Annotated in this window: 21 protein-coding genes and 1 pseudogene; 16 read left to right on the plus strand and 6 right to left on the minus strand. The window is 47.8% G+C overall.

The genetic code is table 11. The annotated features are described in order from the left end of the window. Window positions 1-402 precede the first annotated feature (402 nt). The 11 genes and pseudogenes from WN56_RS00455 to WN56_RS00500 all read left to right on the plus strand — a co-directional run bounded on the left by WN56_RS00455 (window position 403) and on the right by WN56_RS00500 (window position 7,919). Window positions 403-690 carry a hypothetical protein gene (locus WN56_RS00455; RefSeq protein ID WP_046073106.1) on the plus strand — a complete coding sequence of 96 codons (288 nt, stop codon included), beginning with the start codon at window positions 403-405 and terminating at the stop codon, window positions 688-690. A gap of 45 nt (window positions 691-735) precedes the next feature. Continuing rightward, window positions 736-1,269, plus strand: coding sequence for a hypothetical protein (locus WN56_RS00460; protein ID WP_046073107.1), 534 nt, complete (start codon window positions 736-738; stop codon window positions 1,267-1,269). Window positions 1,270-1,389: 120 nt separating this feature from the next. Further along, entirely contained in the window at window positions 1,390-2,001 is a 612-nt protein-coding gene (locus WN56_RS00465; RefSeq protein ID WP_046073108.1) for a hypothetical protein, read from the plus strand. A 50-nt stretch (window positions 2,002-2,051) separates the two neighbouring features. Then, complete coding sequence (locus tag WN56_RS00470) at window positions 2,052-2,798, plus strand: hypothetical protein (RefSeq protein ID WP_156146644.1); 747 nt, start codon at window positions 2,052-2,054, stop codon at window positions 2,796-2,798. 25 nt (window positions 2,799-2,823) lie between these two features. Continuing rightward, window positions 2,824-3,300, plus strand: a complete 477-nt coding sequence (locus WN56_RS00475; protein WP_046073110.1) for a hypothetical protein — start codon at window positions 2,824-2,826, stop codon at window positions 3,298-3,300. 182 nt (window positions 3,301-3,482) lie between these two features. Next, window positions 3,483-3,632, plus strand: coding sequence for a hypothetical protein (locus WN56_RS16825; protein ID WP_156146645.1), 150 nt, complete (start codon window positions 3,483-3,485; stop codon window positions 3,630-3,632). A 27-nt stretch (window positions 3,633-3,659) separates the two neighbouring features. Further along, complete coding sequence (locus WN56_RS00480) at window positions 3,660-4,694, plus strand: hypothetical protein (protein ID WP_046073111.1); 1,035 nt, start codon at window positions 3,660-3,662, stop codon at window positions 4,692-4,694. A gap of 211 nt (window positions 4,695-4,905) precedes the next feature. After that, window positions 4,906-5,664, plus strand: a complete 759-nt coding sequence (locus tag WN56_RS00485) for an FMN-binding negative transcriptional regulator (RefSeq protein WP_197075716.1) — start codon at window positions 4,906-4,908, stop codon at window positions 5,662-5,664. Between the two features lie 126 nt (window positions 5,665-5,790). Further along, window positions 5,791-6,432: a LysE family translocator gene (locus tag WN56_RS00490; RefSeq protein WP_046073112.1), complete on the plus strand. Its 642-nt coding sequence runs from the start codon at window positions 5,791-5,793 to the stop codon at window positions 6,430-6,432. A 121-nt stretch (window positions 6,433-6,553) separates the two neighbouring features. Further along, window positions 6,554-7,043: pseudogene (locus tag WN56_RS00495) on the plus strand (GNAT family N-acetyltransferase). Between the two features lie 60 nt (window positions 7,044-7,103). After that, entirely contained in the window at window positions 7,104-7,919 is an 816-nt protein-coding gene (locus tag WN56_RS00500) for an arylamine N-acetyltransferase (protein WP_046073113.1), read from the plus strand. 84 nt (window positions 7,920-8,003) lie between these two features. Here WN56_RS00500 and WN56_RS00505 read toward each other — a convergent pair whose 3' ends face one another. After that, window positions 8,004-8,813 carry a sulfite exporter TauE/SafE family protein gene (locus WN56_RS00505; RefSeq protein ID WP_046073114.1) on the minus strand — a complete coding sequence of 270 codons (810 nt, stop codon included), beginning with the start codon at window positions 8,811-8,813 and terminating at the stop codon, window positions 8,004-8,006. 253 nt (window positions 8,814-9,066) lie between these two features. Here WN56_RS00505 and WN56_RS00510 point away from each other — a divergent pair, with 253 nt between their 5' ends. Both WN56_RS00510 and WN56_RS00515 read left to right on the plus strand, forming a co-directional pair. Further along, a complete protein-coding gene (locus WN56_RS00510) occupies window positions 9,067-9,729 on the plus strand; it encodes an AraC family transcriptional regulator (protein WP_231637369.1) in 663 nt (220 codons plus the stop codon). Further along, the gene (locus WN56_RS00515) at window positions 9,726-10,748 is read left to right on the plus strand and encodes a hypothetical protein (RefSeq protein WP_052707977.1); all 1,023 of its coding nucleotides are present in this window, start codon (window positions 9,726-9,728) and stop codon (window positions 10,746-10,748) included. Before WN56_RS00510 ends, WN56_RS00515 begins: the two co-directional genes overlap by 4 nt. Window positions 10,749-10,844: 96 nt before the next feature. Here WN56_RS00515 and WN56_RS00520 read toward each other — a convergent pair whose 3' ends face one another. Further along, window positions 10,845-11,111, minus strand: a complete 267-nt coding sequence (locus WN56_RS00520; protein WP_046073116.1) for a GrxA family glutaredoxin — start codon at window positions 11,109-11,111, stop codon at window positions 10,845-10,847. A gap of 247 nt (window positions 11,112-11,358) precedes the next feature. Between WN56_RS00520 and nfsA the strand changes: the two genes are divergently transcribed. Both nfsA and WN56_RS00530 read left to right on the plus strand, forming a co-directional pair. Continuing rightward, a complete protein-coding gene (gene nfsA, locus WN56_RS00525) occupies window positions 11,359-12,081 on the plus strand; it encodes an oxygen-insensitive NADPH nitroreductase (protein WP_046073117.1) in 723 nt (240 codons plus the stop codon). 254 nt (window positions 12,082-12,335) lie between these two features. Beyond that, the gene (locus tag WN56_RS00530; protein ID WP_046073118.1) at window positions 12,336-12,923 is read left to right on the plus strand and encodes a GPR1/FUN34/YaaH family transporter; all 588 of its coding nucleotides are present in this window, start codon (window positions 12,336-12,338) and stop codon (window positions 12,921-12,923) included. A 101-nt stretch (window positions 12,924-13,024) separates the two neighbouring features. Here the strand turns inward: WN56_RS00530 and WN56_RS00535 are convergent, their stop codons facing one another. The 4 genes from WN56_RS00535 to pabB form a co-directional block, all read right to left on the minus strand. Continuing rightward, window positions 13,025-14,386, minus strand: coding sequence for an L-serine ammonia-lyase (locus WN56_RS00535; RefSeq protein ID WP_046073119.1), 1,362 nt, complete (start codon window positions 14,384-14,386; stop codon window positions 13,025-13,027). A 243-nt stretch (window positions 14,387-14,629) separates the two neighbouring features. Next, window positions 14,630-15,898 (minus strand): serine/threonine transporter, encoded by a 1,269-nt coding sequence (locus WN56_RS00540; protein WP_046073120.1) that lies wholly within the window; start codon window positions 15,896-15,898, stop codon window positions 14,630-14,632. A gap of 237 nt (window positions 15,899-16,135) precedes the next feature. Next, complete coding sequence (locus tag WN56_RS00545) at window positions 16,136-16,900, minus strand: CoA pyrophosphatase (RefSeq protein ID WP_052707978.1); 765 nt, start codon at window positions 16,898-16,900, stop codon at window positions 16,136-16,138. Beyond that, the gene (pabB, locus tag WN56_RS00550; RefSeq protein ID WP_046073794.1) at window positions 16,897-18,294 is read right to left on the minus strand and encodes an aminodeoxychorismate synthase component 1; all 1,398 of its coding nucleotides are present in this window, start codon (window positions 18,292-18,294) and stop codon (window positions 16,897-16,899) included. Before pabB ends, WN56_RS00545 begins: the two co-directional genes overlap by 4 nt. 256 nt (window positions 18,295-18,550) lie before the next feature. Between pabB and WN56_RS00555 the strand changes: the two genes are divergently transcribed. Further along, the gene (locus WN56_RS00555; RefSeq protein WP_046073795.1) at window positions 18,551-20,068 is read left to right on the plus strand and encodes a fumarate hydratase; all 1,518 of its coding nucleotides are present in this window, start codon (window positions 18,551-18,553) and stop codon (window positions 20,066-20,068) included. Window positions 20,069-20,199 lie beyond the last annotated feature (131 nt).

Genomic DNA, 20,199 nt, shown 5'->3' on the forward strand with positions numbered 1-20,199 from the left:
AAAATGGCAGCCCCGACTGGCTTTTTAGACCCAACCAACACGCCCGCAAGATCTCGGCCAAATCCTCGAAGCAATCTCACAGAATTAGCGCTAGCTAACATTTTGGACATTAGGGAATGAAAACGTTATCACGCCTCTGTTAGGCTAATCCTTACTACAAAAAGGGAAATGGCCTATCGGGTGCCCAAAACCGGCGGGCGGTAGCGTGGGAAAGGCTGGATAGTTAACCCGCTTATCGAGTAGAAAGCCAAAGAGGATGCACGCTTTCGCGGGGAAGACACAGACAGTAAAAGCGATAGATACTATTAATAACAGTAACTTAAGAAAGAAAAGGCGCGTATAACGGTTTTGGGGAAGTGAGTGCGCGCGCTAATACAATGTTAGCCGTTTCATGGAGTATTGATGAGTTTTCAAAATAGAGAATGGTTTTACTCTTTTAGAGAGTTAGAAGAAATTGCTGATGTTAAAAAACTGGATAAGATATCCAACCGTATATTAAAGCAATATGCAGATGTAACTAAAGGTTGGAATAAAGATCTAAATTCAGAGTGGACTTGTCGAACGTACTTTGCAACAAACATGATCTTAAATGCTACGGTTCTTCTAAAGAATGCAGAGTACGCAGAAGAAAAGAACATGAGAATTGTAAAGCCATATATTGAATATTATGCGGTTTTATCATTGTTGTGATGTGTCGTTTACACATTACCAAGTCAAAACTGGGATGATGGGAAGTTGATTGAAATCTCCCACACTAAGGCAATTAATTTAGCTAGCGACTGGCTAGCCCTTTTTAATAAATCTGAAGCTCAAGAGCTAAAAGACTTATGTAAGCTTCTTAAAGCACAAAGGGAATTAATTTCATACAGAGCACCTGCAAGTGGGGATGCAAACCTAGAAAATAGTTACGATGTAAATAAAATTTGTACAATATTAGTTGAACTAGCTCATTTTAATTCGGTTTTATTGGAGGCGTCAGTTAAGAAAAATGCAGATCCCAAAGACTTTATTGTTCATCACTCTGATATAGATAAAATTGTTAATGTTAACATCGAAGGAATCGAGTTCTACGACCGTTATGATTCTTATCGCCTTGATTACATAAGGCGCAAAGGTCCTTACCCTTCAAACCTCAGGTGTACAATGACAGAAGGGCAAACCGAAGACTATATTGGAGCTTGGGACAACGACGAAGAATTTGAAGATGATGAAAGTATTTACCATGGCGGTAGTCCTTGTGACTGGCAAGCAATATTTGATATCCCGTAACCACACAGCTAACAAGGCCTTTAAACGGAACAAAAACAGTTGGCTTTGTTTCGTGCCTCACAAGTGTAGCCAACTATTTTTGTCTGCTTAAGGCGGCGTTAAGTTGCTAAATAGGGAATTATGAAAAATTTTATAAAAGTAATGCAACCAATTTTCGGACTGGTAATCCTAGGGCTCCTTGTTTGGGGCGGCTATGAATTACTAGTAGCAGTTGCTTTATTGTTTAAATCCGTTGACCCCAAGTTAGGGGCGGGAATGCTTGCGGCTTCTGCAACTGTATTGGTATCAGTAGTTTCGGTACTTTTTTCAAAGAAGCAAGAACACAAAGTAGATATTGAAAACCAACTAAGAGAAAAGAAAATACCAATTTACGAAAATATCATAGAGTTCATATTCTTAATAACCTTTTCTGAAAAGTTAGGTAAAGCGCAACCCACAGAAAAAGAAATGATCGCATTTTTTGCTGATACTACTCGCGATTTGGTTATCTGGGGTTCAAAAGACATTATCAAAGCATTTGGTGACTTTAAAGAAATGCTGGGTACTTTAGCTGAAAATGGTGATACTGCTGGAATGCTAGCTACAGTAGAAGACTTTCTATTTGCTATCCGCAAAGATCTTGGTCACAAACATACTAAGGTTAGGCGAGGAGATATTTTAAGATTGTACATTAATGATGTAGATGTTTACTTCCCGCAACTTAACAAGGCCAGTCAGCAGGACGCAGCGTAGCTGCGCCTCTGCTGGCGGCGTTATATGCATTCAGAGATCTTGGGGTTGTTATGAAATCTAAGTTAATGGAAACAAATTACGAAAACTTCTATGCTGATTGTCCTGTTTGTCAGCATTCAAATATTTTTAATCGTAGAGATGATCTAAAGACTTTTAATCGAATCTCTCGGATGCAAGTTACATGTCAAAACTCCGAATGCAGATTGGAGTTTGAAATTGGTAACGATTTAATCAATTCTCCCAGTGAAATGCTTCTTATGGAAGCTGAGAGGCTGATTGATATAAAATCCTATATGCTTAGTGTTATAGTATCCGTACAGGCGGTGGAGAATCATATTAGTCAGCTTCTGTTGCTTGAACTGGCTTACAAGAAATTTACAAATCCAAATGAACTAAACAAGTTAAATGAGTTGATTGAGATTTATGCTAAGCGTACGAAAAAGTATGGATTCCAGTGTCAGGTAAATTTTCTAATCAATTATATGTTGCTCGATTCGAAACCACTTACATTAGAAGATTCATTAAATTATGTTTCATCGTTGCCAGAAAAACAGAGTACGTGTAAAAAAGAAGCTATTACTAACTCCATCGATGCTTACAAGGGTTTAGCAACCGCTCTTTACAATACGGAAATTCATAGAATTAGAAATAAAATAGCACATAAACAGGCACTACGTCCTAGTGGTAACCAAGCTGAACAAGTATTAGAAGAAGCTAGCAAAATTATATATATGTCACAAAATGTGTTCGATTCACATGTAATTGATTTCAATTTCTACCTCAACCAATGCATATAAAGGCGTTATATTTTACGGGGGTAATATGCCAATCAAGCAGTTTGATAAGTGGATTGATAGCATCGTTTCTAAATACGAAATTGAAGCTCAATGCTGCAGTAAGTTTTCAGATGTTTTCTTAGGCTACTACTCTCCAGAATACTTAGCTAAATGCAAGTTTGTTGTAACGGACGTAATCCCGAAGCCTGACATTCCCGAACTACGCCATATTGGTTTAGGTGATTTTCTTGATATGGATTGTGGGGCAATCACCTACAAACACATGTACTTTATGAAACCCCAGCATCAAGAAAACTTAGAAATTCATATTCACGAACTCATGCACACAATTCAATGGGAGCAGCTAGGTGGAGAAGGCTTTTTGAAGCGGTACGTTCAAGAAATCAATGAACACGGCTATGACAATGCGCCATTAGAGAACATGGCATACGATCTAGGTCGCAGTTTCAAATCAGGTGGCGCTGCAGTTGATGTAGCTAACTTAGTGCGTGAAAAAATATAACAAATTGCTTAACAAAGACTCCTAACGCTTGGCGACTTAAGTCCCAATTTCAACTCTGTGTTTATGGCACAATATTTAAGTTAAGTGGCATCGCGTTGTCGCTTGTTAGCAAGGCGTTATACGGTCTGACCACTATCTGTGTGCTCATGTATATTAATGTTAGCGATGAATTTTGGAGGAAAATGAAATATTATCAAAATACAGAGGCAGGTCAAATTTATACGTTTGATAATAAAATAAATGCTCAAGATATTGGCAATAGAAATATTCCTAAGACCTTATCTGATAAAGTATTTTTCAAGCCTGATGATTCGCATGTTTGGTATCAATGAGATTGGATAAAAAGGGAAAGCTCGCTTATGAAATATGAACAACCTACTTCCAGTGTTCCTTCTTATAACCCTGCTTGGATGGCTTATATATCACCATATTCTTTTATTTATCGTAATAAAAATTCTGGATTAGGCATCTCTTTAGATGATATAAATAATAATTCTTATGATGGTAACAAGTTAGGGGAGATTGTTGCTAAAATTCCTATCGATTCATCAATGGGAATTTCTGCATTGATTAGTTATGATGGAGCAATAGCTGTACCTCAATGTGATGACTTTCCGACTAAATCTGATGGAATTGAAAAGCTTAATGAAATTCAGTGTAGTCTTTTATTAGGTGGTATCCATACAGAGGTGCTTCACTCGAATGCACTTTCAATTGGATTTTTACAGGATAAAGTTAGACTTTTTTCTTACACACCATCTATTCATACACAACTAAGATTAAATTGGTCGTCAGTTAGTGAACGAAAAAACTTGTTAAACCCTCGAGTGTTGTTTGTGGAAGATATTAAGAAGGCATTTTGTCAAGGGCAAAAAATCATTAAGGAAATTTACAACTTTTCGCCATTTTTCCTTTTAAATGCTTACACAGCATTGATCCATCGGAATAATAGTGATGCATTAAATAATCTTTGGATAGTTGTAGAACAGCTTACTGATTTCCTATGGAAAGAACAGTACCTAAAGATGAATGCTTGGTCACCGAGACTACAACGTTGCCATAGTCATTTAGCTCAGAAAAGGCAACTAAAAAATATTTGGGCTAAGCAGCAGATGTTGAGGCTCTCAAAAATAATTACCAAAAGATGCCATAAGACTCTTTCTACTGCTCGTACTACACGTAATGATTTAGTTCATGACGGTACTGTTCCTGATTTTTGCGTGATTGAGGCTCTTTGGGACGTTTTACCCTCATTATTTGAAGCCTGCTCATCCATTCATAATATTGGCATAAATAATATATGCTGTTATGGTGATGGTAATTGGGATATTCCTAAAAAAACAAATTTTGATGATTGGTCTGAACTTTCAATTAAGTTAAATGATGTCGAGTAGAAAGATTATATATACTACTTTGTAAATACTACAGTATTCGACCGTATTTTATCGCTCCCACGCTCCAGCGTGGGAATGCATATCTAGCTCTTGCTATTATTCAAACACAAACAGCACCATAACCAGTGTAACATTATGCTACCTAGAGCATTGAACTGGCTTGCTCGCTAAAGGTATTGACGCTGTCCGCTAGTGTTAGAAAAGAGGTCAAGTGCAGTTCGGTGAGCATGTGGCGAAGCCTGTTTATGATTCAAAATCCATATACATTCCCACGCAGGAGCGTGGGAACGAGTTAAAAAGTTTAAAACATGTTCGCACTCGCGGAAAAGCAGGCTTACACAAGAAGGAGAATATGCACATACCCAAGAATATGGAAATGACTGGCGAGGGCGCAATTAAGGCGTTCATTTCCGATTATGGCTTTGGCGTTCTCGTTTCTAATGATTTGAATGCAACACACTTACCCTTAGTCTATGAAGCAGAGGAAGGGGCGTTAGGCTGTCTTTATGGGCACTTTGGCAAGGCTAACGCACATTGGAAAGTAACGGAAAATCAGCGTGTTGTGGTTATCTTTAATGGGCCGCATTCGTATGTATCACCATCGTGGTATAAGACAAAGCCCGCCGTGCCGACATGGAATTATGCGGCTGTGCATTGTTACGGTGTCTTAAAGCTTTTGAGTGACAAAGAAAACGAATGGGCAATGAAGCAGCTTGTCGCGAAGTATGAACCTGGTCTGCTTGATGCACCGGAAACGATGCCAAGCGATTATCAAGCGAAACTGCGCCAGTCAGTCGTGGGCTTTAAAATTGTTGTTGACGACATTCATGCAAAGGAAAAGCTGGGCCAACATCGAAAATCGGACGATCAAACAGGCGTGTTCGCCGCACTCAGTGACAGCACGCATCCAAATGATATCGCCTTGGCGGCGTATATGAAAAAACGTAACCTTGGTACAGGTAATAAGTAACACCTACCACTCGTGGTGTATTAGCAGCTAGCCGTCGAAGGCTCAGGAAGATGAGTACGGCAGCTTCTCTAAAATCTAAAACAAGAAAAACCACTCTAAACACAACATCGATAATAAGGAGCAAGGATGACTGACGTTTTATCACTCGTTTCAATAGGGTTCGCATTTTTTGTTGTCGCGGTCTCCCCGGGGCCGGCGAATATCTCCAATGCAACCATCGCCATGAGTAAGGGCCGAAAAGTCAGCCTTGTTTACGGCGCAGGGTTGTCCATTGGGCTGCTGTTTTGGGGCATTGTCGCCGCCAGTGGCTTGGGTGTGGTGCTGCAAGGGTCGGTGTATTTACTCATGCTGCTAAAAATCGTGGGTGGCGTTTATCTTCTATGGCTGGCTTATCTTTCTTTTAAATCATCCTTTAACGCCGCCGCGACGGTATCCACAAACGATAACCAAGAAGTGGGATACCGAAAATGGTTTGTTCGTGGCGTGGTTTTAAATTCCTCTAATCCTAAAACCGTGGTGGCATGGATGGCGGCTTTGTCGGTTGGAATGGGTTCAAGCAGTGATGGGTTGTTTCTTGTCACGGCGGTGCTGACTTGTATGCTGGTCGGCTTTTTGGTGAATGGGATGTACTCCCTGTTGTTTTCAATCAACGGCGTGATGAACGTCTACCAGAAGGTGGCGCATTGGGTTGAGCGGGTAGTGTCTGGGATCTTTGTACTGGCAGGATTAGGATTGCTGCGCTCCGCCTTTAGCCGCAATCCTGCGTGAGTCGTGACACACAAGGCGCTAGAGTAAGTGTGTTATTGCTAGGTGCGCGGGACTCAGCCCTTTGATAAAGAAAATTGTCGCGCTATTACTGACGTAATCATGCATATTGGAGTCTCAATAAATGGCACTCAGAGCCTTCACCCGATCTGACTACGAGCGATTGATAAACTGGATCGACTCAGACGAATTAAATTACCAATGGGGCGGCCCAACCTTTGATTTTCCGTTAAATGCGCACCAGATCAGCCAGCATTGTGCACAACCTGACGTGTGGCCTTTCATGTTTTCTGTCTCGGGGGAGAGCGCGGGATACGCAGAGTTGGTCAAAACCAGTGAGGATCACTTTCGTATTTGTCGTGTTTTTATCGCTAAGCCGTTTCGCGGTCAAGGCATCGCCAATCAAATGCTCTGCCAGCTTATCCAATTGGCCACGTCAGAATATCGTGCTAACGCGTTATCGCTCGCGGTGTTTGAGCACAACACCGCGGCTAAACGGTGCTATGAGTCATTGGGGTTTTGTGGTCACTTCTCGAGAAAGCGGTATGCGTTCATTTCGCGGTGAGTCATGGGTATTGCTACGTATGGAAAAGTCGCTCTTATCATCCGATTAACGCTTTACCTCAACCCAACTTGAGGGATTAATCTGGTGCCATTCACATAAGGAGTCGACGATGACATCAGCACCCATGATTGAACAGTATTTACATCGCCTCGCTTTGAGTGAGGCGAAGGGCGTGGCACTGGTCACTGAGCTTATTGAAAAGCACTTGGCGCGGTATGCGTTTTCTAGCCTCAATGCCTTGGCAGGGCAGCCGCTTTCTTTACAGACGGATGCCTTGTTTGAGCGATTGGTGGTGAACCAACAAGGCGGCTATTGCTTTGAGCACAATAAAATTGCCTACCTTGCCCTGAAACATTTGGGGTTTGATGTACGCAGTGTGCTGGCGCGGGTGATGCTTAATGGTAAACCTACCAATCCCCGCACTCACCGTATGAATGTGCTTGAGCTCGATGGTGAAACGTATCTGGTGGACGTTGGTTTTGGCAATAAAACCCCGCGCGGGTTACTCAATATCAACCAGCGCACCTGCACCATCGGGCACGATACTTATCAAATCACGCGCAATGGCGATGTAGTGACGGTGGTATTACACGAGCCCGAGCAACCGCCACTAACACTGTACGAGGTTGAGCTTTATGATGTGGTAGAAGCCGACTTTGAAGTGGCGCATTTCTATTCTCATCAACATCCTGATGCGGTTTTCGTCAAAAATTTAGTGGTGTCGTTGATCACCGCTTCACACCGCTATTTGATCCGTAATCAGCAGTTTTTGGTGTGGAATGCGGCAGGGGAAATTGTCACCGATAAAAGCATCGATAGCGTCGAGGCATTAACTCAGCTGGTTCACGAGGTGTTTTTATTGCAACCACCCAAAGCAGTGTTGGAAACCGCATTTGCGCAGGTAGCGGCCAACGCGGCGGCGTAAAAAACGATACGCAACTTTGTGTATTAAGCAAAAAGCCAGCACATTGCTGGCTTTTTGGTTTGTGAGTCGTTTATCGGTGTGACGTTAACCCTGCAAAACATGCATGAGCATTTTGATGCTGAGCAAGAGGGATAACACGCCCAATGTCTTTTTCAGTTTATCGGCGGGCAAGCGTGCGGCACAGGCGACACCCAGTGGTGCCGAGAAGTAACTGGCGAGCGAGAACAGCACCACCGCGGGAAGGTAAATATAGCCAAATGTGAGTTGCTCCGGTGTGGTGTTTTCCCAGCCGTTGAGCAAATACCCCAAGGTGCCCGTGATGGCGAGTGGAAACCCAATCGCTGCCGAGGTGCCAACCGCGTTTTTTACTGCTAAGTTTTGGCCGATTAAATAAGGGACGATCATGCCGGCGCCGCTGACTGAGACGAGGGCAGAAATGGTACCAATCAGTGTACCGACCGCGACATTGCCTGCCGGTTTGTGTGGCGTTAAGTTGGCTTGTGGGCGTTTGGGTTGGAACATTTTGTAAGCCACATAAAGCATAAACAGACTAAAAAAGAGAGCGAGCGCCACACCGTTGACAGCCGCGGCTATGGTGGTGGCGATAAAGGTGCCGGCCATCACACCGATCGCCATGTTAGTGGCAAGTGATGTATGGACATGGCCTTTGGCATAATGGGCACGCATACTACTGAAGGTGGTGAACACCATCGCGGCCATTGAGCTCCCGAGCGCCATATGGACGACGTGTTGGTCGCCAATCCCTTGCGCCGCAAACAATAAGGTAAAGGCTGGCACCGTTAACCCACCTCCTCCAACACCCACTAAACCGGCAATAAAGCCAACTCCCATCCCTAATAACGCGTAATAAATGGCGAATGTTACGTCGATCATCGACCGTTCCTTTCTTTTGCTAACCACAAGACTTCACTGTAGGGTGTTATTGTATTGGCATGTTAATGCGCTTTGGCCTAATAATAATGAAATATGGCCAAGTAGGGAGAGCGGTATGGGCGTTTGGGAGACAAGTGAAAGAGCGTCAGGCGCGGCGCTGATCACCTGTTCGTGGTCACGTGAGGCTGATACTGGTAAAAGAGACACAAAGCGGTATCACTGGCACACGCACCATAGAGGGCAGCTTTTATGTGTGCAATCGGGACTGGTGCAGATAAAAACGGCTGAGGGCACATGGGTGTTACCACCGTCTCGCGCTGGCTGGATCCCTCCCAACGCGAAACACAGCGTGCTTTTTTGTAATGCGGTGAGCGGCTATTCGGTGTTACTTTTACCTGCCGTATGCCAGTCGTTGCCGAATCGCCCCCAAGTGGTCGGGTTGAATCAAATGCTGGAGTCGATGGTGGTGCGAAGCGCGGGATGGGATCAAGCGCAGCTCACTGCGGAGAACCGACGCATTGCTGATGTGATCATTGATGAAATCCGCACTGCAGAGGCTGAAGCGCTTTATCTACCGATGCCAACTGATCCGCGATTAGTGCGCGTTGCCGAGGCGATTTTACGTCACCCAGATAGCAAAAATACTGCGGAGCAGTGGGCTGAAGTGGGGGCATTGTCAGCCCGAACACTGCGACGTTTAATGCCGGCCGAAACCGGCCTGACCTTTGTGCAATGGCGAAACCAAGCGCAGTTGAATCACGCATTAGCACTATTGGCGCAAGGTGAACGGGTGGGCGATGTGGCCTTTGCGTTAGGCTACGCGACCCCCAGTAATTTTATCGCCATGTTTAAAAAGGCAATGGGACATCCCCCGGCCTATTATTTTTCTGGCTCACAGCGTAAGGACGTGCGATGAACATAAAACGATGGTTGATGGTAATGGCTTGGCTGGCATTGTCCTTCACTGTGAGTGCCAAGGAATTTGCAGCCAGTGGTTTGGCTTCACAGACGGTGTTTAACCCCGAGCGTGAATCGACGATCGAGGTGGATATTTGGTATCCCACCACATTGGATTCAACCAGTTTTGAGTTCGGCAAAAACAAAGTATTTGTGGGGACGAAAACCAACCGGAATGCGCCGGTTGCGTCGGGCAAACACCCTGTTGTGCTGTTGGCACATGGCGGCATGCGTGCATCGCCCTTCCACGCGGGGTGGGTGGCGTCCGGTTTGGCCAAAGCGGGATTTATCGTGGTGGTGCCGCAGCAACTTGGGTTTTCGGCCGCGAATGTTACGTCGGCACCAAGTGAGTTGTGGTTGCGGCCGAGCGATCTATCAATCAGTTTGACGCATCTTATGAATACCGCGCCGTTTGAGCAGGCTATCGATACTGACCATGTGTATGGGGTTGGTTTTTTCTTAGGCGGCACGTCCATGCTGTCACTGGCGGGGGCGAAGTTTGATCCGGCGCTTTACAAGCAATCTTGCACACAGGAAGGGGTGAATATTGATTGTCGCTGGCTCCAGAAAAACAAGGTGGATTTGAGCAAGGTGTCTGAGTCCATGCTTAGCCGCACCAATCACGATGATCGTGTCAAAGCCATTGTGGCGATTAATCCTGAATTAACCAAAACATTGGATGCGCAGAGCCTTGGTGACATCAAGGTGCCTGTGAAAGTAATGGATATTCGTAGCCGTCATTCTGCGCTGCCGGAATTGGAGGTCGCTGAGTCTATTGCCGCGATTCCGAATATGGCGCTAATGACAACGTCGCATACCACCATTTTTAGTGCCTTTAGTCGGTGTACGGCAAAAGGTGTGCAGATATTAGCATTGGAAGGGGAAGGCCATCTTTGCCAAACGTCAGCGCAACAATCCCGAGAAGAGGCGCATAGATTGATTATGAACGCGATTATCCGCTTTATTGATCACCAATGACGGGCTGACTGGTGCATATGTGCAAGGTCGTCACGAACACAGAACACAAAAAAACCAGCCAATGAGCTGGTTTTTTTAAATCGGTCACTCGGCAAATTAGTCTTGGAAAAGGCCGAGGTTTTCTTTGGCGTAGGCTTCAAATTCGGTAAAGCCGCCAACGTGCTCTTGGTCAACAAAGATTTGTGGCACGGTTTCAACCGGCTTGCCGACGGTTTTTTCTAGATCGGCTTTGCTGATGCCTTCTGCGTGGATATCAACATAACGGTAGTTGAAATCGTCACGGTTTGTTTTTAGATCTTCCGCGAGGTCTTTAGCGCGAACACAGAATGGGCAGCCGGGGCGACCAAAAATCACGACGAACATATTCATCTCCTTTAGCGTTAATAGTCTTACTATGCCTGATGGGCGCGCGTTAGAAAAGATGAATTTCCCTCTCGCACCAATAGGAAAAACCGATGATAAGCGTCAAGGCGTGCCAGTGCGTGGGGTCACGTGCTTGTGGGGTGAGTGGGACATAAAGCGCGAGAGCAGGGTGATTGCTTCGTTGAGTATAAAGGTGTAAAACCATCAAGTCCCGCTTTTACGGCTCAACGTCAAATAAGGAAGCACAATGAATCCAACGATTGAGACACTTCTTTCTCACCGCTCTATTCGCAAATTTACTCAAGATGCCATTTCTCCCGAGCAATTAACCCAGATTATTGATGCGGCACGCGCGGTATCCAGCTCAAGTTTCTTGCAGTGCACCAGCATTATTCGTGTGACGGACAAAGAAAAACGACGCTTATTGGCAGAATACGCGGGCAACCAAGCGTATGTGGCCGATTGTGCCGAGTTCTTAGTGTGGTGTGCGGACTTCCATCGTCACGAGCAAATCAACCCTAATGCCAAATTGGGCTTTACCGAGCAGACGCTTATCGGTGCGATTGATGGCGCGATTATGGCGCAAAATGCGATGGTGGCAGCGGAATCGATGGGCCTTGGCGGCGTATATATCGGTGGCTTACGCAATCAGCCGGAAAAGGTGGCCGAGTTGTTGGCGATGCCGAATCACGTGATGCCTTTGTTTGGTATGTGCTTGGGTGTGCCGGCGCAAGACCCAGAAACCAAGCCTAAATTACCTGCACAGCTTTTGGTGCACGAGAACAGCTATCAAGCCATCGATGAGGCGGCGCTAAGCGACTATGACAACCAAGTGCGCGAGTATTATCAAACGCGCACGGGCGGCAATAAAGACATGAGTTGGAGCGAGCAGATCTCCGCCACGCTAGAAAAAGAAGCGCGTCCGTTTATGAAAGACTTTCTGCACAGCAAAGGGTTTAGCACCCGTTAAAAAAGCGCCTAAACGTGATGGATAAAAAAGCAGCGTTTTGCTGCTTTTTTATTATTTATCGCCTCAGTTTGTCCAGTTTGCTATCTGATTTGATGGATTTATTGTCTAATCCTGCCTCTAAGCGCTAAAACCTATTTACATCTGTCCTGTAAACCGTAATATTGCCGCGTTTTTGCGCGTGATAATCACTTTTATCTGACACTATCCGCGCTCATTTTCAACATTAAATTGTTTTTATACGAAGTAGGGCTCTGATGGAAAACAAACTGGCAAATCCTGCCCCTTTGGGGTTGATGGGTTTCGGAATGACCACGGTATTATTGAACATTCATAATGCGGGTTTTTTCCCTATCGATAGCATGATCTTGGCGATGGGCATTTTTTATGGTGGCTTGGCGCAAGTGATTGTCGGCATCATGGAATTCAAAAAGGGCAATACCTTTGGTACCACGGCATTCACCTCTTATGGCCTGTTTTGGCTGACGCTAGTAGGGCTAATCGTCATGCCAGAAATGGGGATTGCTCAACCGAGCCCAGCGGGCTTTATGGGTTGGTACTTGGTGATGTGGGGTGTGTTTACCGGCTTTATGTACATCGGTTCACGCCGTTACTGCCTGGCTAAGCAGTTTGTCTTTGCTAGCTTGACCGTACTTTTCTTCTTGCTAGCAGCGCGCGATTTTACCGGTAGTGCACTGATTGGCACCATTGCAGGCTTTGAGGGCATTGTGTGTGGTTTGAGTGCGATTTACTTCGCGATGGCGCAGGTGCTTAACGAAGAGTACGGCCGTACTGTGTTGCCCGTTGGTGAGCAAAAAGCAACGCTAGCGCCGCAAACGGCGTAAACGTCTGATACTAAACGCCTGGTACATTGTTGAGATCTAAAAAAGCTCGGCCATCAGAGGCCGAGCTTTTTTTATCCGCGATTAAGCCTGACAGTGAAGGGTTAACACATCACTTTAACGGCCAACCCACCTTGTGAGGTTTCGCGGTATTTGGCGTTCATGTCTTTGCCGGTTTCCATCATGGTTTCAATCACTTTATCCAGTGATACACGCGGCTCGGACGAACGCTGAAGTGCCATGCGTGAGGCATTAATGGATTTCACCGCCGCAATGCCGTTGCGCTCAATGCAAGGCACCTGTACTTGCCCGGCAACCGGGTCACAAGTGAGGCCTAAGTTGTGCTCCATAGCGATTTCGGCCGCCATACAAACTTGGTGCGGGCTACCGCCCATCAGCTCAGCGAGGCCAGCGGCGGCCATAGAGCAGGCGACGCCCACTTCGCCTTGGCAACCGACTTCGGCACCTGAGATAGAGGCGTTTTGCTTGTACAAACCACCAATCGCGCCGGAGGCGGCAAAAAATCGGGTGTAGATTGACTTATCAACCGGCTCGATAAATTTGTCGTAGTAGGCCAGCACCGCAGGAATAATGCCACATGCGCCATTGGTGGGCGCGGTCACCACGCGGCCACCGGCAGCGTTTTCTTCGTTAACGGCAAAGGCAAACATGTTCACCCAATCGACCACGGCCATGGGATCAATGTTATATTTTTCGCTGGTCTTTAGTTGATGACGTAAGGCGGCAGCACGGCGCGGCACACGCAGCGGGCCAGGTAATACGCCTTCGTTTTCCATCCCGCGCGCCATACACGCCTGCATGGTTTTCCAAATGTCAGCGAAGTAGGTATCAATCTCGTCCTGGCTGTGCATGCTGCGCATGTTGGCCATCACCAAGCCGCTGATCGAAAAACCGGTTTCTTGGGTGAGTGCCAGTAGGCCGTCAGCGCTATTGAAGTCGTAAGGGACTTGCACCGCTTGCATGGCAGGCTGACCAAATTCGGCTTCTTCAACAATAAAGCCACCGCCAATCGAGTAATAGGTTTTACTCAGTACACACTCATCGCCTTGCCAGGCATGGATTTGCATGCCGTTCTCGTGCAGTGAGAGGTTAGAGGTATGAAAGTTCATCCCTCCATCACGCGGGAAGGCGACGGCGTGCTGTTGCTCACCCAGTGGCAATTGCTCTGTCTCTTCTACCCGCTTAATAAAGCTGGGAATCGAATCGATATCAACGGTTTCAGGGCTGTTGCCTGCTAAGCCCATAATCGTGGCGATGTCGGTGTGATGGCCTTTACCGGTGAGTGACAATGAGCCGTATACGTCAACCGTGACGCGATCGACGTCGGTTAAACGCTGACTGGCGGTTAGCTCATCAACAAAGCACTTGCCCGCTTTCATTGGGCCAACCGTATGAGAACTGGATGGGCCAACGCCAATCTTAAAAATGTCAAAAACACTGATCATGTGTCTACCTCAGTCAATGCCCTAAGGGCAATGGATTTAGTGTTTACGCCATCCGTCCATGGTATTGACTGTGATGGCAAGCGCACGCTCGCCATAATGAAAAGGAGCAGCCTTCACTGCTCCTTGTTATCCGCAAACATCGATGGATGCGGTGGGCATAGAGCCCAACGCAGCAGTCCTATAGCGCCTGCTGCGCGCGCTGTGTTCGATTTAGCAAAACGGCTGATTCAGAATCGTTAGTGATTAAGAGATCATGCTGTACGTAATTGCGGAAATTGCCACCAGCCCCATAATCAGAACAAAGGCGTTGCTGATTGTACCTGAATATTTCTGCATTGCTGGCACGTTTTTCACGGCATACATTGGCATAATAAACAGGATGGTGGCAATGATTGGGCCGCCAAGTGATTCAATCATCCCCAAAATGCTTGGATTTAGGGTGGCGACTAACCAAATGGTCAGGATCATGAATACCACGGTGAACACGTCGATTTTTTTGCGATCAACGGGTTTCCCCATGCTGCGCAGCGCTTTGGTGGCAATTCCGTTCAGGCCTTCACGTGCGCCTAGGTAGTGACCAAAGAACGAGGACACAATCGCGACAAAGGCCACCAATGGACCCAAGAAGGAAATGAACGGGCTTTCATGCTTGTTGGCCAAATAAGAAAGGATTGCGATGTTTTCCGCTTTTGCCGCTGCCAGATCTGCTGGCGTGAGGGACAGCACGCAAGAGAAGACAAACAGCATCACGAAACCGACCAACATGGCGGCCGAGCGCATCAAGATTTGACCAGACTTGTATTCCGCTTCGTCGCCATGGTCACGACGCTGTGCCAATGAGAAAGACGAAATGGCCGGGCTGTGGTTAAACGCAAAAACCAGTACCGGGATCGAAATCCAAAGGGTAATGGCAAAGTCACCGGCAGATGGCACTTGCGATAGCGCCGCGGTGTTCCACTCTGGGATCAGGTAGATGGACATAAAGACCAAAATACCAACCAGCGGATAGACCAAAAACTGAGTGACACGCAGCATCATTTTTTCGCCCAGTAGCATCACCGACATCATGCCGAGAATAAGCGCTAGCGAGAGGATCGCACGTGGTGGCGACGCCATGCCAAGCTGGTTGACCAAGAAGGAGTCGACGGTGTTGGTGATCCCGACGCCGTAGATCAACACAATCGGATAGATTGCAAAGAAGTACAGCAAGGTGATCAGTTTGCCCGCGCCAACACCAAAGTGCTCTTCAACCACTTCGGTAATGTCGCTGCCTGCATTTTTAGAAGATAAAACAAAACGAGAGAGGCCGCGGTGGGCAAAGAAGGTCATTGGGCCAACAAGCAAGGTCATGACCACGAGAGGCCAAAAGCCGCTCATGCCTGCGTTGATCGGAAGGAAAAGAATACCCGCGCCAACCGCGGTGCCAAAAAGGGAAAGCGCCCAGGTTGTATCTTGTTTGGTCCAGCGCGGGCGCGACGTTGCACTGGTACCAGTCGTCGAGGTTGTTTGCATAACAATACTACTCACATTGTAGGGAACGGGAATCAGGGAAGGCGAATTCTGGCGATTTCCACAGAGAAAACCAAGAGCTAGATCGCTATATGAAAAGCAGTGCGCAGACTATTGCACCAAAATGTGATGACTATCAATAACGGAGAGCGGATTGCGCTTCTATATAGGCATGAATGTATAGATATTTGTTGGATAAATATGCATCAAAGTGCGTCTAAGTCCCTATTGATTACATGGTTATGAGCGGGTTGACGAGTGGTTACCCGAGGGTGAAAACAATGTTAGCTGGCTGATTAATGCGCGAAGTAATTGCGCAGTGGCACCCCAAACCAGTCTGTCTTGGTGATAAAACGCACACACAGGGTGCCACTGGCCATATAGTAGGAAAGACTGTTCGCGAATATGCCCGGGACGGCAAAGGGTATCTAACGGCACTTCAAAGCAGGCAGCGACTTCATTGTCATCAATATAAGGTTGGTAATCCGGTGCTACCCACGCGAGGACCGGGTGAATGTAGTAGCCGGTGACGGTGGGAAGCGGGCACAGGTGGCCAATAATCGCGTCAGGGGCAACGCGAATCCCGGTTTCTTCCCACATTTCCCGCGTGGCGGTGTCGGTATTATCTTTATCGGATGGCTCTCGCTTGCCGCCAGGGAAACTGACTTGGCCAGGATGATGTTTTAGGTGACTCGCGCGCTGGGTTAACACCAGTTGAATCCCGTTTTCGCGTGGCACTAAGCCAATCAATACCGCGGCAGGTTGAAAATCGGCGCCTCCCAATATCCTGGGTGAGAGGCGAACGCGGTTTAAAATGCGACTGTCGTGGCGCGCCAGCGGGGTTAACGAAAAAGCCCGGGTGACATCCGCGGGCGATAAGGGGTGGCCTGGCGCGTCGCAGATGGGTTGAGGATGAGTCGAGGACGCAGACCAAGAGGCGGCTTTCGCGCGTAACGTACAGCGGATAGGCGTGAAATAAGCATGCTCTTCGGCGATTAGCGTCATCGTGACTCCGTTAAATCAGTTAAAGGGGCAGCCAAGCTGTCATCGTCTGCCAGCACGGGGAGAATGTGGCTGACTTTGTCGAGCGTCTCTTGGTACTCGGCATCTGCCTTGCTATCAGCAACCAAGCCACCGCCGGCCCACACATGCAGTTGACCTTGATGACCGACCAGGGTGCGAATGGTAATACTTGAATCCATGCGACCACAGCGGCTGAGGTAGGCAAAACTGCCGCAATAAATATGGCGACGGTGTGGCTCAAGCTCTTCAATTATTTCCATTGCGCGTACTTTGGGTGCCCCGGTAATCGAGCCACCGGGAAACGCCGCGCGAAGCAGATCGAGGCCAGTTTTGTCTTCGGGGAGCCTACCTGTGACCGTACTCACCATATGGTGCACGGCAGGAAAACTCTCTATATCAAAGAGTTTAGGCACAGAAACCGAACCTGGCGAGGCAACTCGGCCAATATCGTTCCTGAGCAAATCGACAATCATCAAGTTTTCAGCACGATCTTTTTCCGCCGATTTCAGTGCCTGAGCGCTGTCTGCATCTTGTTGCGGATCGGCATAGCGAGGGCGCGTGCCCTTGATAGGTTTGGTTTCAATCTGTTGGTTGTGTAGCAAGAGAAAGCGCTCGGGCGAGACCGATAAGATGGCGCTGTCTGCCAAGCGGATAAAGCCAGAGAAGGGGGCACCATTGCGGGTGGCCAGTTTACGATAGGCGTGCCATTCATCCCCTTGATAGTGGGCGGAAAAGCGTTGAGCTAAGTTGATTTGGTAGCAATCCCCGGCATGTAAATAGGCTTGCACTTGAGCAAATTTTTGCTGGTATTGTGCCTCGGTCATGTTCGCGCGCCAGCGTTCGGTGAGTGCAAACGATGGACGGGACGGTGCAGCTTGATGAGTGAGCCATTGCCAGCGCTGATCGCTATCAGGGGCAATCACCACCGCTTGATGCTGGTGATGATCAATCACCACTGCCCAGTCGTAGAGGCCAACCGCCATGTCAGGGACATTGAGCTCGTCTTTAGCCCGCGTGGGTAGGGTTTCAACATAGCGCCCTAAGTCATAACCAAAATATCCAAGGGCACCGCCGGCAAACGGCCAGGGGGCGATTTCAGAAACCGCCGGTAACAGCTGTGCTTGTAATTGTGCGACCCAGTGAAAGGGATCGTGATCGTCAGTGGTGGTGTGCCCATCGGGATAACGCGTGGTCACTTGGTTGTGGCGTGCGGTCACCGTGGCGATGGGATCGGCGACCAGGATATCGAAGCGACTATCTGGGTGCGTCCGTGTGGCCGAGTGGAGCAACATCGCCCAGGGCTGATGAGCTATCTTATCAAACAGGGTCAACGCAAGATCCGGGGCGTAGTCGATTGGCGTGGTAGTGAGCTTCATGGCGTTTTGTGGTTGCATTCTTCTTTTTGTGATCACGGTTAAGACGCCGTGTGGCGCGCAGATAGCGCTAAGCGTATCATAGCTAGGCCTTTTCCGGCACGAGCAACAATAAAAGACGAAGCGAGGTTGCTGTCAACCATCGACTTCTCTCATCACAGAGCAGTAAAACTGCCTAGCCAAACGATAATAACGAGGGGAAGGCCTCCCCAACACTGGATACCCGCTTTGGGTCCTGCAAATGACACCAGAGGCAATGATGACCACTATTAAACAGCAAGACGTGATCGAAAGCGTTGCAGATGCCCTGCAATATATCTCTTACTACCACCCTCTTGATTTTGTTCAAGCCCTTGAAAAAGCCTACAACAAGGAGCAAAGCCAAGCGGCGAAAGATGCCATCGCGCAAATTTTGATTAACTCGCGAATGTCGGCCGAGGGCAAGCGCCCGATTTGCCAAGACACGGGTATTGTCACCTGTTTTGTCAAAGTAGGGATGGCGGTGCAGTGGGACCGCCACGATATGACGGTACAGCAAATGGTGGATGAAGGGGTGCGACGTGCGTACACCAATCCTGACAACCCGTTGCGTGCCTCTGTGGTGGCTGATCCGGCAGGTAAACGCCAAAACACCCGTGATAACAGCCCTGCGGTGGTGCACATTGATATGGTGCCAGGCGACACCGTGGATATTCAAATCGCCGCGAAGGGCGGAGGCTCTGAAAACAAAACCAAAATGGTGATGCTTAACCCATCGGATGATGTTGCCGAGTGGGTAGAAAAAACCTTGCCTGCAATGGGCGCGGGTTGGTGTCCACCGGGCATGCTGGGTATCGGCATTGGCGGCACGGCAGAAAAAGCCGCGGTGTTAGCCAAAGAGTCACTGATGGAGCACATTGACATTCAAGCGCTTATCGAGCGTGGTCCAAGCAATGCCGATGAAGCGCTGCGCCTCGATATTTTCAATCGTGTGAACAAGCTGGGCATCGGTGCCCAAGGGCTGGGCGGTTTAACCACGGTGGTGGATGTCAAAGTGAAAACGGCTCCGACCCATGCGGCGTCTAAACCTGTGTGCTTAATTCCGAACTGTGCCGCCACACGTCATGTTCATTTTACACTTGATGGTACCGGGCCTGCCGAGTTGGCACCACCAAAACTGGAAGAGTGGCCGCAAGTCACTTGGGAAGTCGGCGAGAATGTACGTCGTGTCAACCTGGATACGGTCACCAAAGAAGACGTGCAAAGCTGGCAAACCGGTGAAACCGTGCTTTTATCAGGCAAGATTCTGACTGGACGCGACGCCGCACACAAACGCTTGCAAGAAATGCTGCGCAATGGCGAAGGCCTTCCCGAAGGCGTCGACTTTAACGGTCGCTTTATCTATTACGTGGGTCCTGTTGATGCGGTAGGCGATGAAGTGGTTGGCCCTGCAGGCCCTACCACGTCGACCCGTATGGATAAGTTTACCGATATGATGCTCGCCGAAACCGGCTTGATGGGCATGATTGGTAAAGCCGAGCGTGGCCCGGCGGCGGTCGAGTCAATCAAAAACCACAAAGCCGTGTACTTGATGGCGGTTGGCGGCGCGGCCTATTTGGTTTCAAAAGCGATTAAGCACGCACGTGTGGTGGCGTTTGAAGATTTGGGGATGGAAGCCATCTACGAATTTGATGTCGAAGACATGCCGGTCACGGTGGCCGTCGACGCGCAAGGACAAAATGCGCATCAGATTGGCCCAGACACCTGGAAGGTGAAGATAGCCGAAATGGATGACTAATCCGTTAATGGTGCCTGTTTGGCTTAACGCCTGCTTGCGTTAACAAGAAGGCGTTGAGTCGGGCAGCGTATAAGTGGATAGAAACCATAAAAAAATGCGCCAAATTGGCGCATTTTTTGTTTAACGATGTT

This window comes from Salinivibrio sp. KP-1, from assembly GCF_000968645.1.
Classification (GTDB): Bacteria; Pseudomonadota; Gammaproteobacteria; order Enterobacterales; family Vibrionaceae; genus Salinivibrio; species Salinivibrio siamensis.

Excerpts from the sequence above, each read along its gene's own strand:
- WN56_RS00455 (WP_046073106.1), top strand. The coding sequence starts at position 403 with ATGAGTTTTCAAAATAGAGAATGGTTTTACTCTTTTAGAGAGTTAGAA.
- WN56_RS00465 (WP_046073108.1), top strand. The coding sequence starts at position 1,390 with ATGAAAAATTTTATAAAAGTAATGCAACCAATTTTCGGACTGGTAATC.
- WN56_RS00470 (WP_156146644.1), top strand. The coding sequence starts at position 2,052 with ATGAAATCTAAGTTAATGGAAACAAATTACGAAAACTTCTATGCTGAT.
- WN56_RS00475 (WP_046073110.1), top strand. The coding sequence starts at position 2,824 with ATGCCAATCAAGCAGTTTGATAAGTGGATTGATAGCATCGTTTCTAAA.
- WN56_RS16825 (WP_156146645.1), top strand. The coding sequence starts at position 3,483 with ATGAAATATTATCAAAATACAGAGGCAGGTCAAATTTATACGTTTGAT.
- WN56_RS00480 (WP_046073111.1), top strand. The coding sequence starts at position 3,660 with ATGAAATATGAACAACCTACTTCCAGTGTTCCTTCTTATAACCCTGCT.
- WN56_RS00490 (WP_046073112.1), top strand. The coding sequence starts at position 5,791 with ATGACTGACGTTTTATCACTCGTTTCAATAGGGTTCGCATTTTTTGTT.
- WN56_RS00500 (WP_046073113.1), top strand. The coding sequence starts at position 7,104 with ATGACATCAGCACCCATGATTGAACAGTATTTACATCGCCTCGCTTTG.
- WN56_RS00505 (WP_046073114.1), bottom strand. The coding sequence starts at position 8,813 with ATGATCGACGTAACATTCGCCATTTATTACGCGTTATTAGGGATGGGA.
- WN56_RS00515 (WP_052707977.1), top strand. The coding sequence starts at position 9,726 with ATGAACATAAAACGATGGTTGATGGTAATGGCTTGGCTGGCATTGTCC.
- WN56_RS00520 (WP_046073116.1), bottom strand. The coding sequence starts at position 11,111 with ATGTTCGTCGTGATTTTTGGTCGCCCCGGCTGCCCATTCTGTGTTCGC.
- nfsA (WP_046073117.1), top strand. The coding sequence starts at position 11,359 with ATGAATCCAACGATTGAGACACTTCTTTCTCACCGCTCTATTCGCAAA.
- WN56_RS00530 (WP_046073118.1), top strand. The coding sequence starts at position 12,336 with ATGGAAAACAAACTGGCAAATCCTGCCCCTTTGGGGTTGATGGGTTTC.
- WN56_RS00535 (WP_046073119.1), bottom strand. The coding sequence starts at position 14,386 with ATGATCAGTGTTTTTGACATTTTTAAGATTGGCGTTGGCCCATCCAGT.
- WN56_RS00540 (WP_046073120.1), bottom strand. The coding sequence starts at position 15,898 with ATGCAAACAACCTCGACGACTGGTACCAGTGCAACGTCGCGCCCGCGC.
- WN56_RS00545 (WP_052707978.1), bottom strand. The coding sequence starts at position 16,900 with ATGACGCTAATCGCCGAAGAGCATGCTTATTTCACGCCTATCCGCTGT.
- pabB (WP_046073794.1), bottom strand. The coding sequence starts at position 18,294 with ATGAAGCTCACTACCACGCCAATCGACTACGCCCCGGATCTTGCGTTG.
- WN56_RS00555 (WP_046073795.1), top strand. The coding sequence starts at position 18,551 with ATGACCACTATTAAACAGCAAGACGTGATCGAAAGCGTTGCAGATGCC.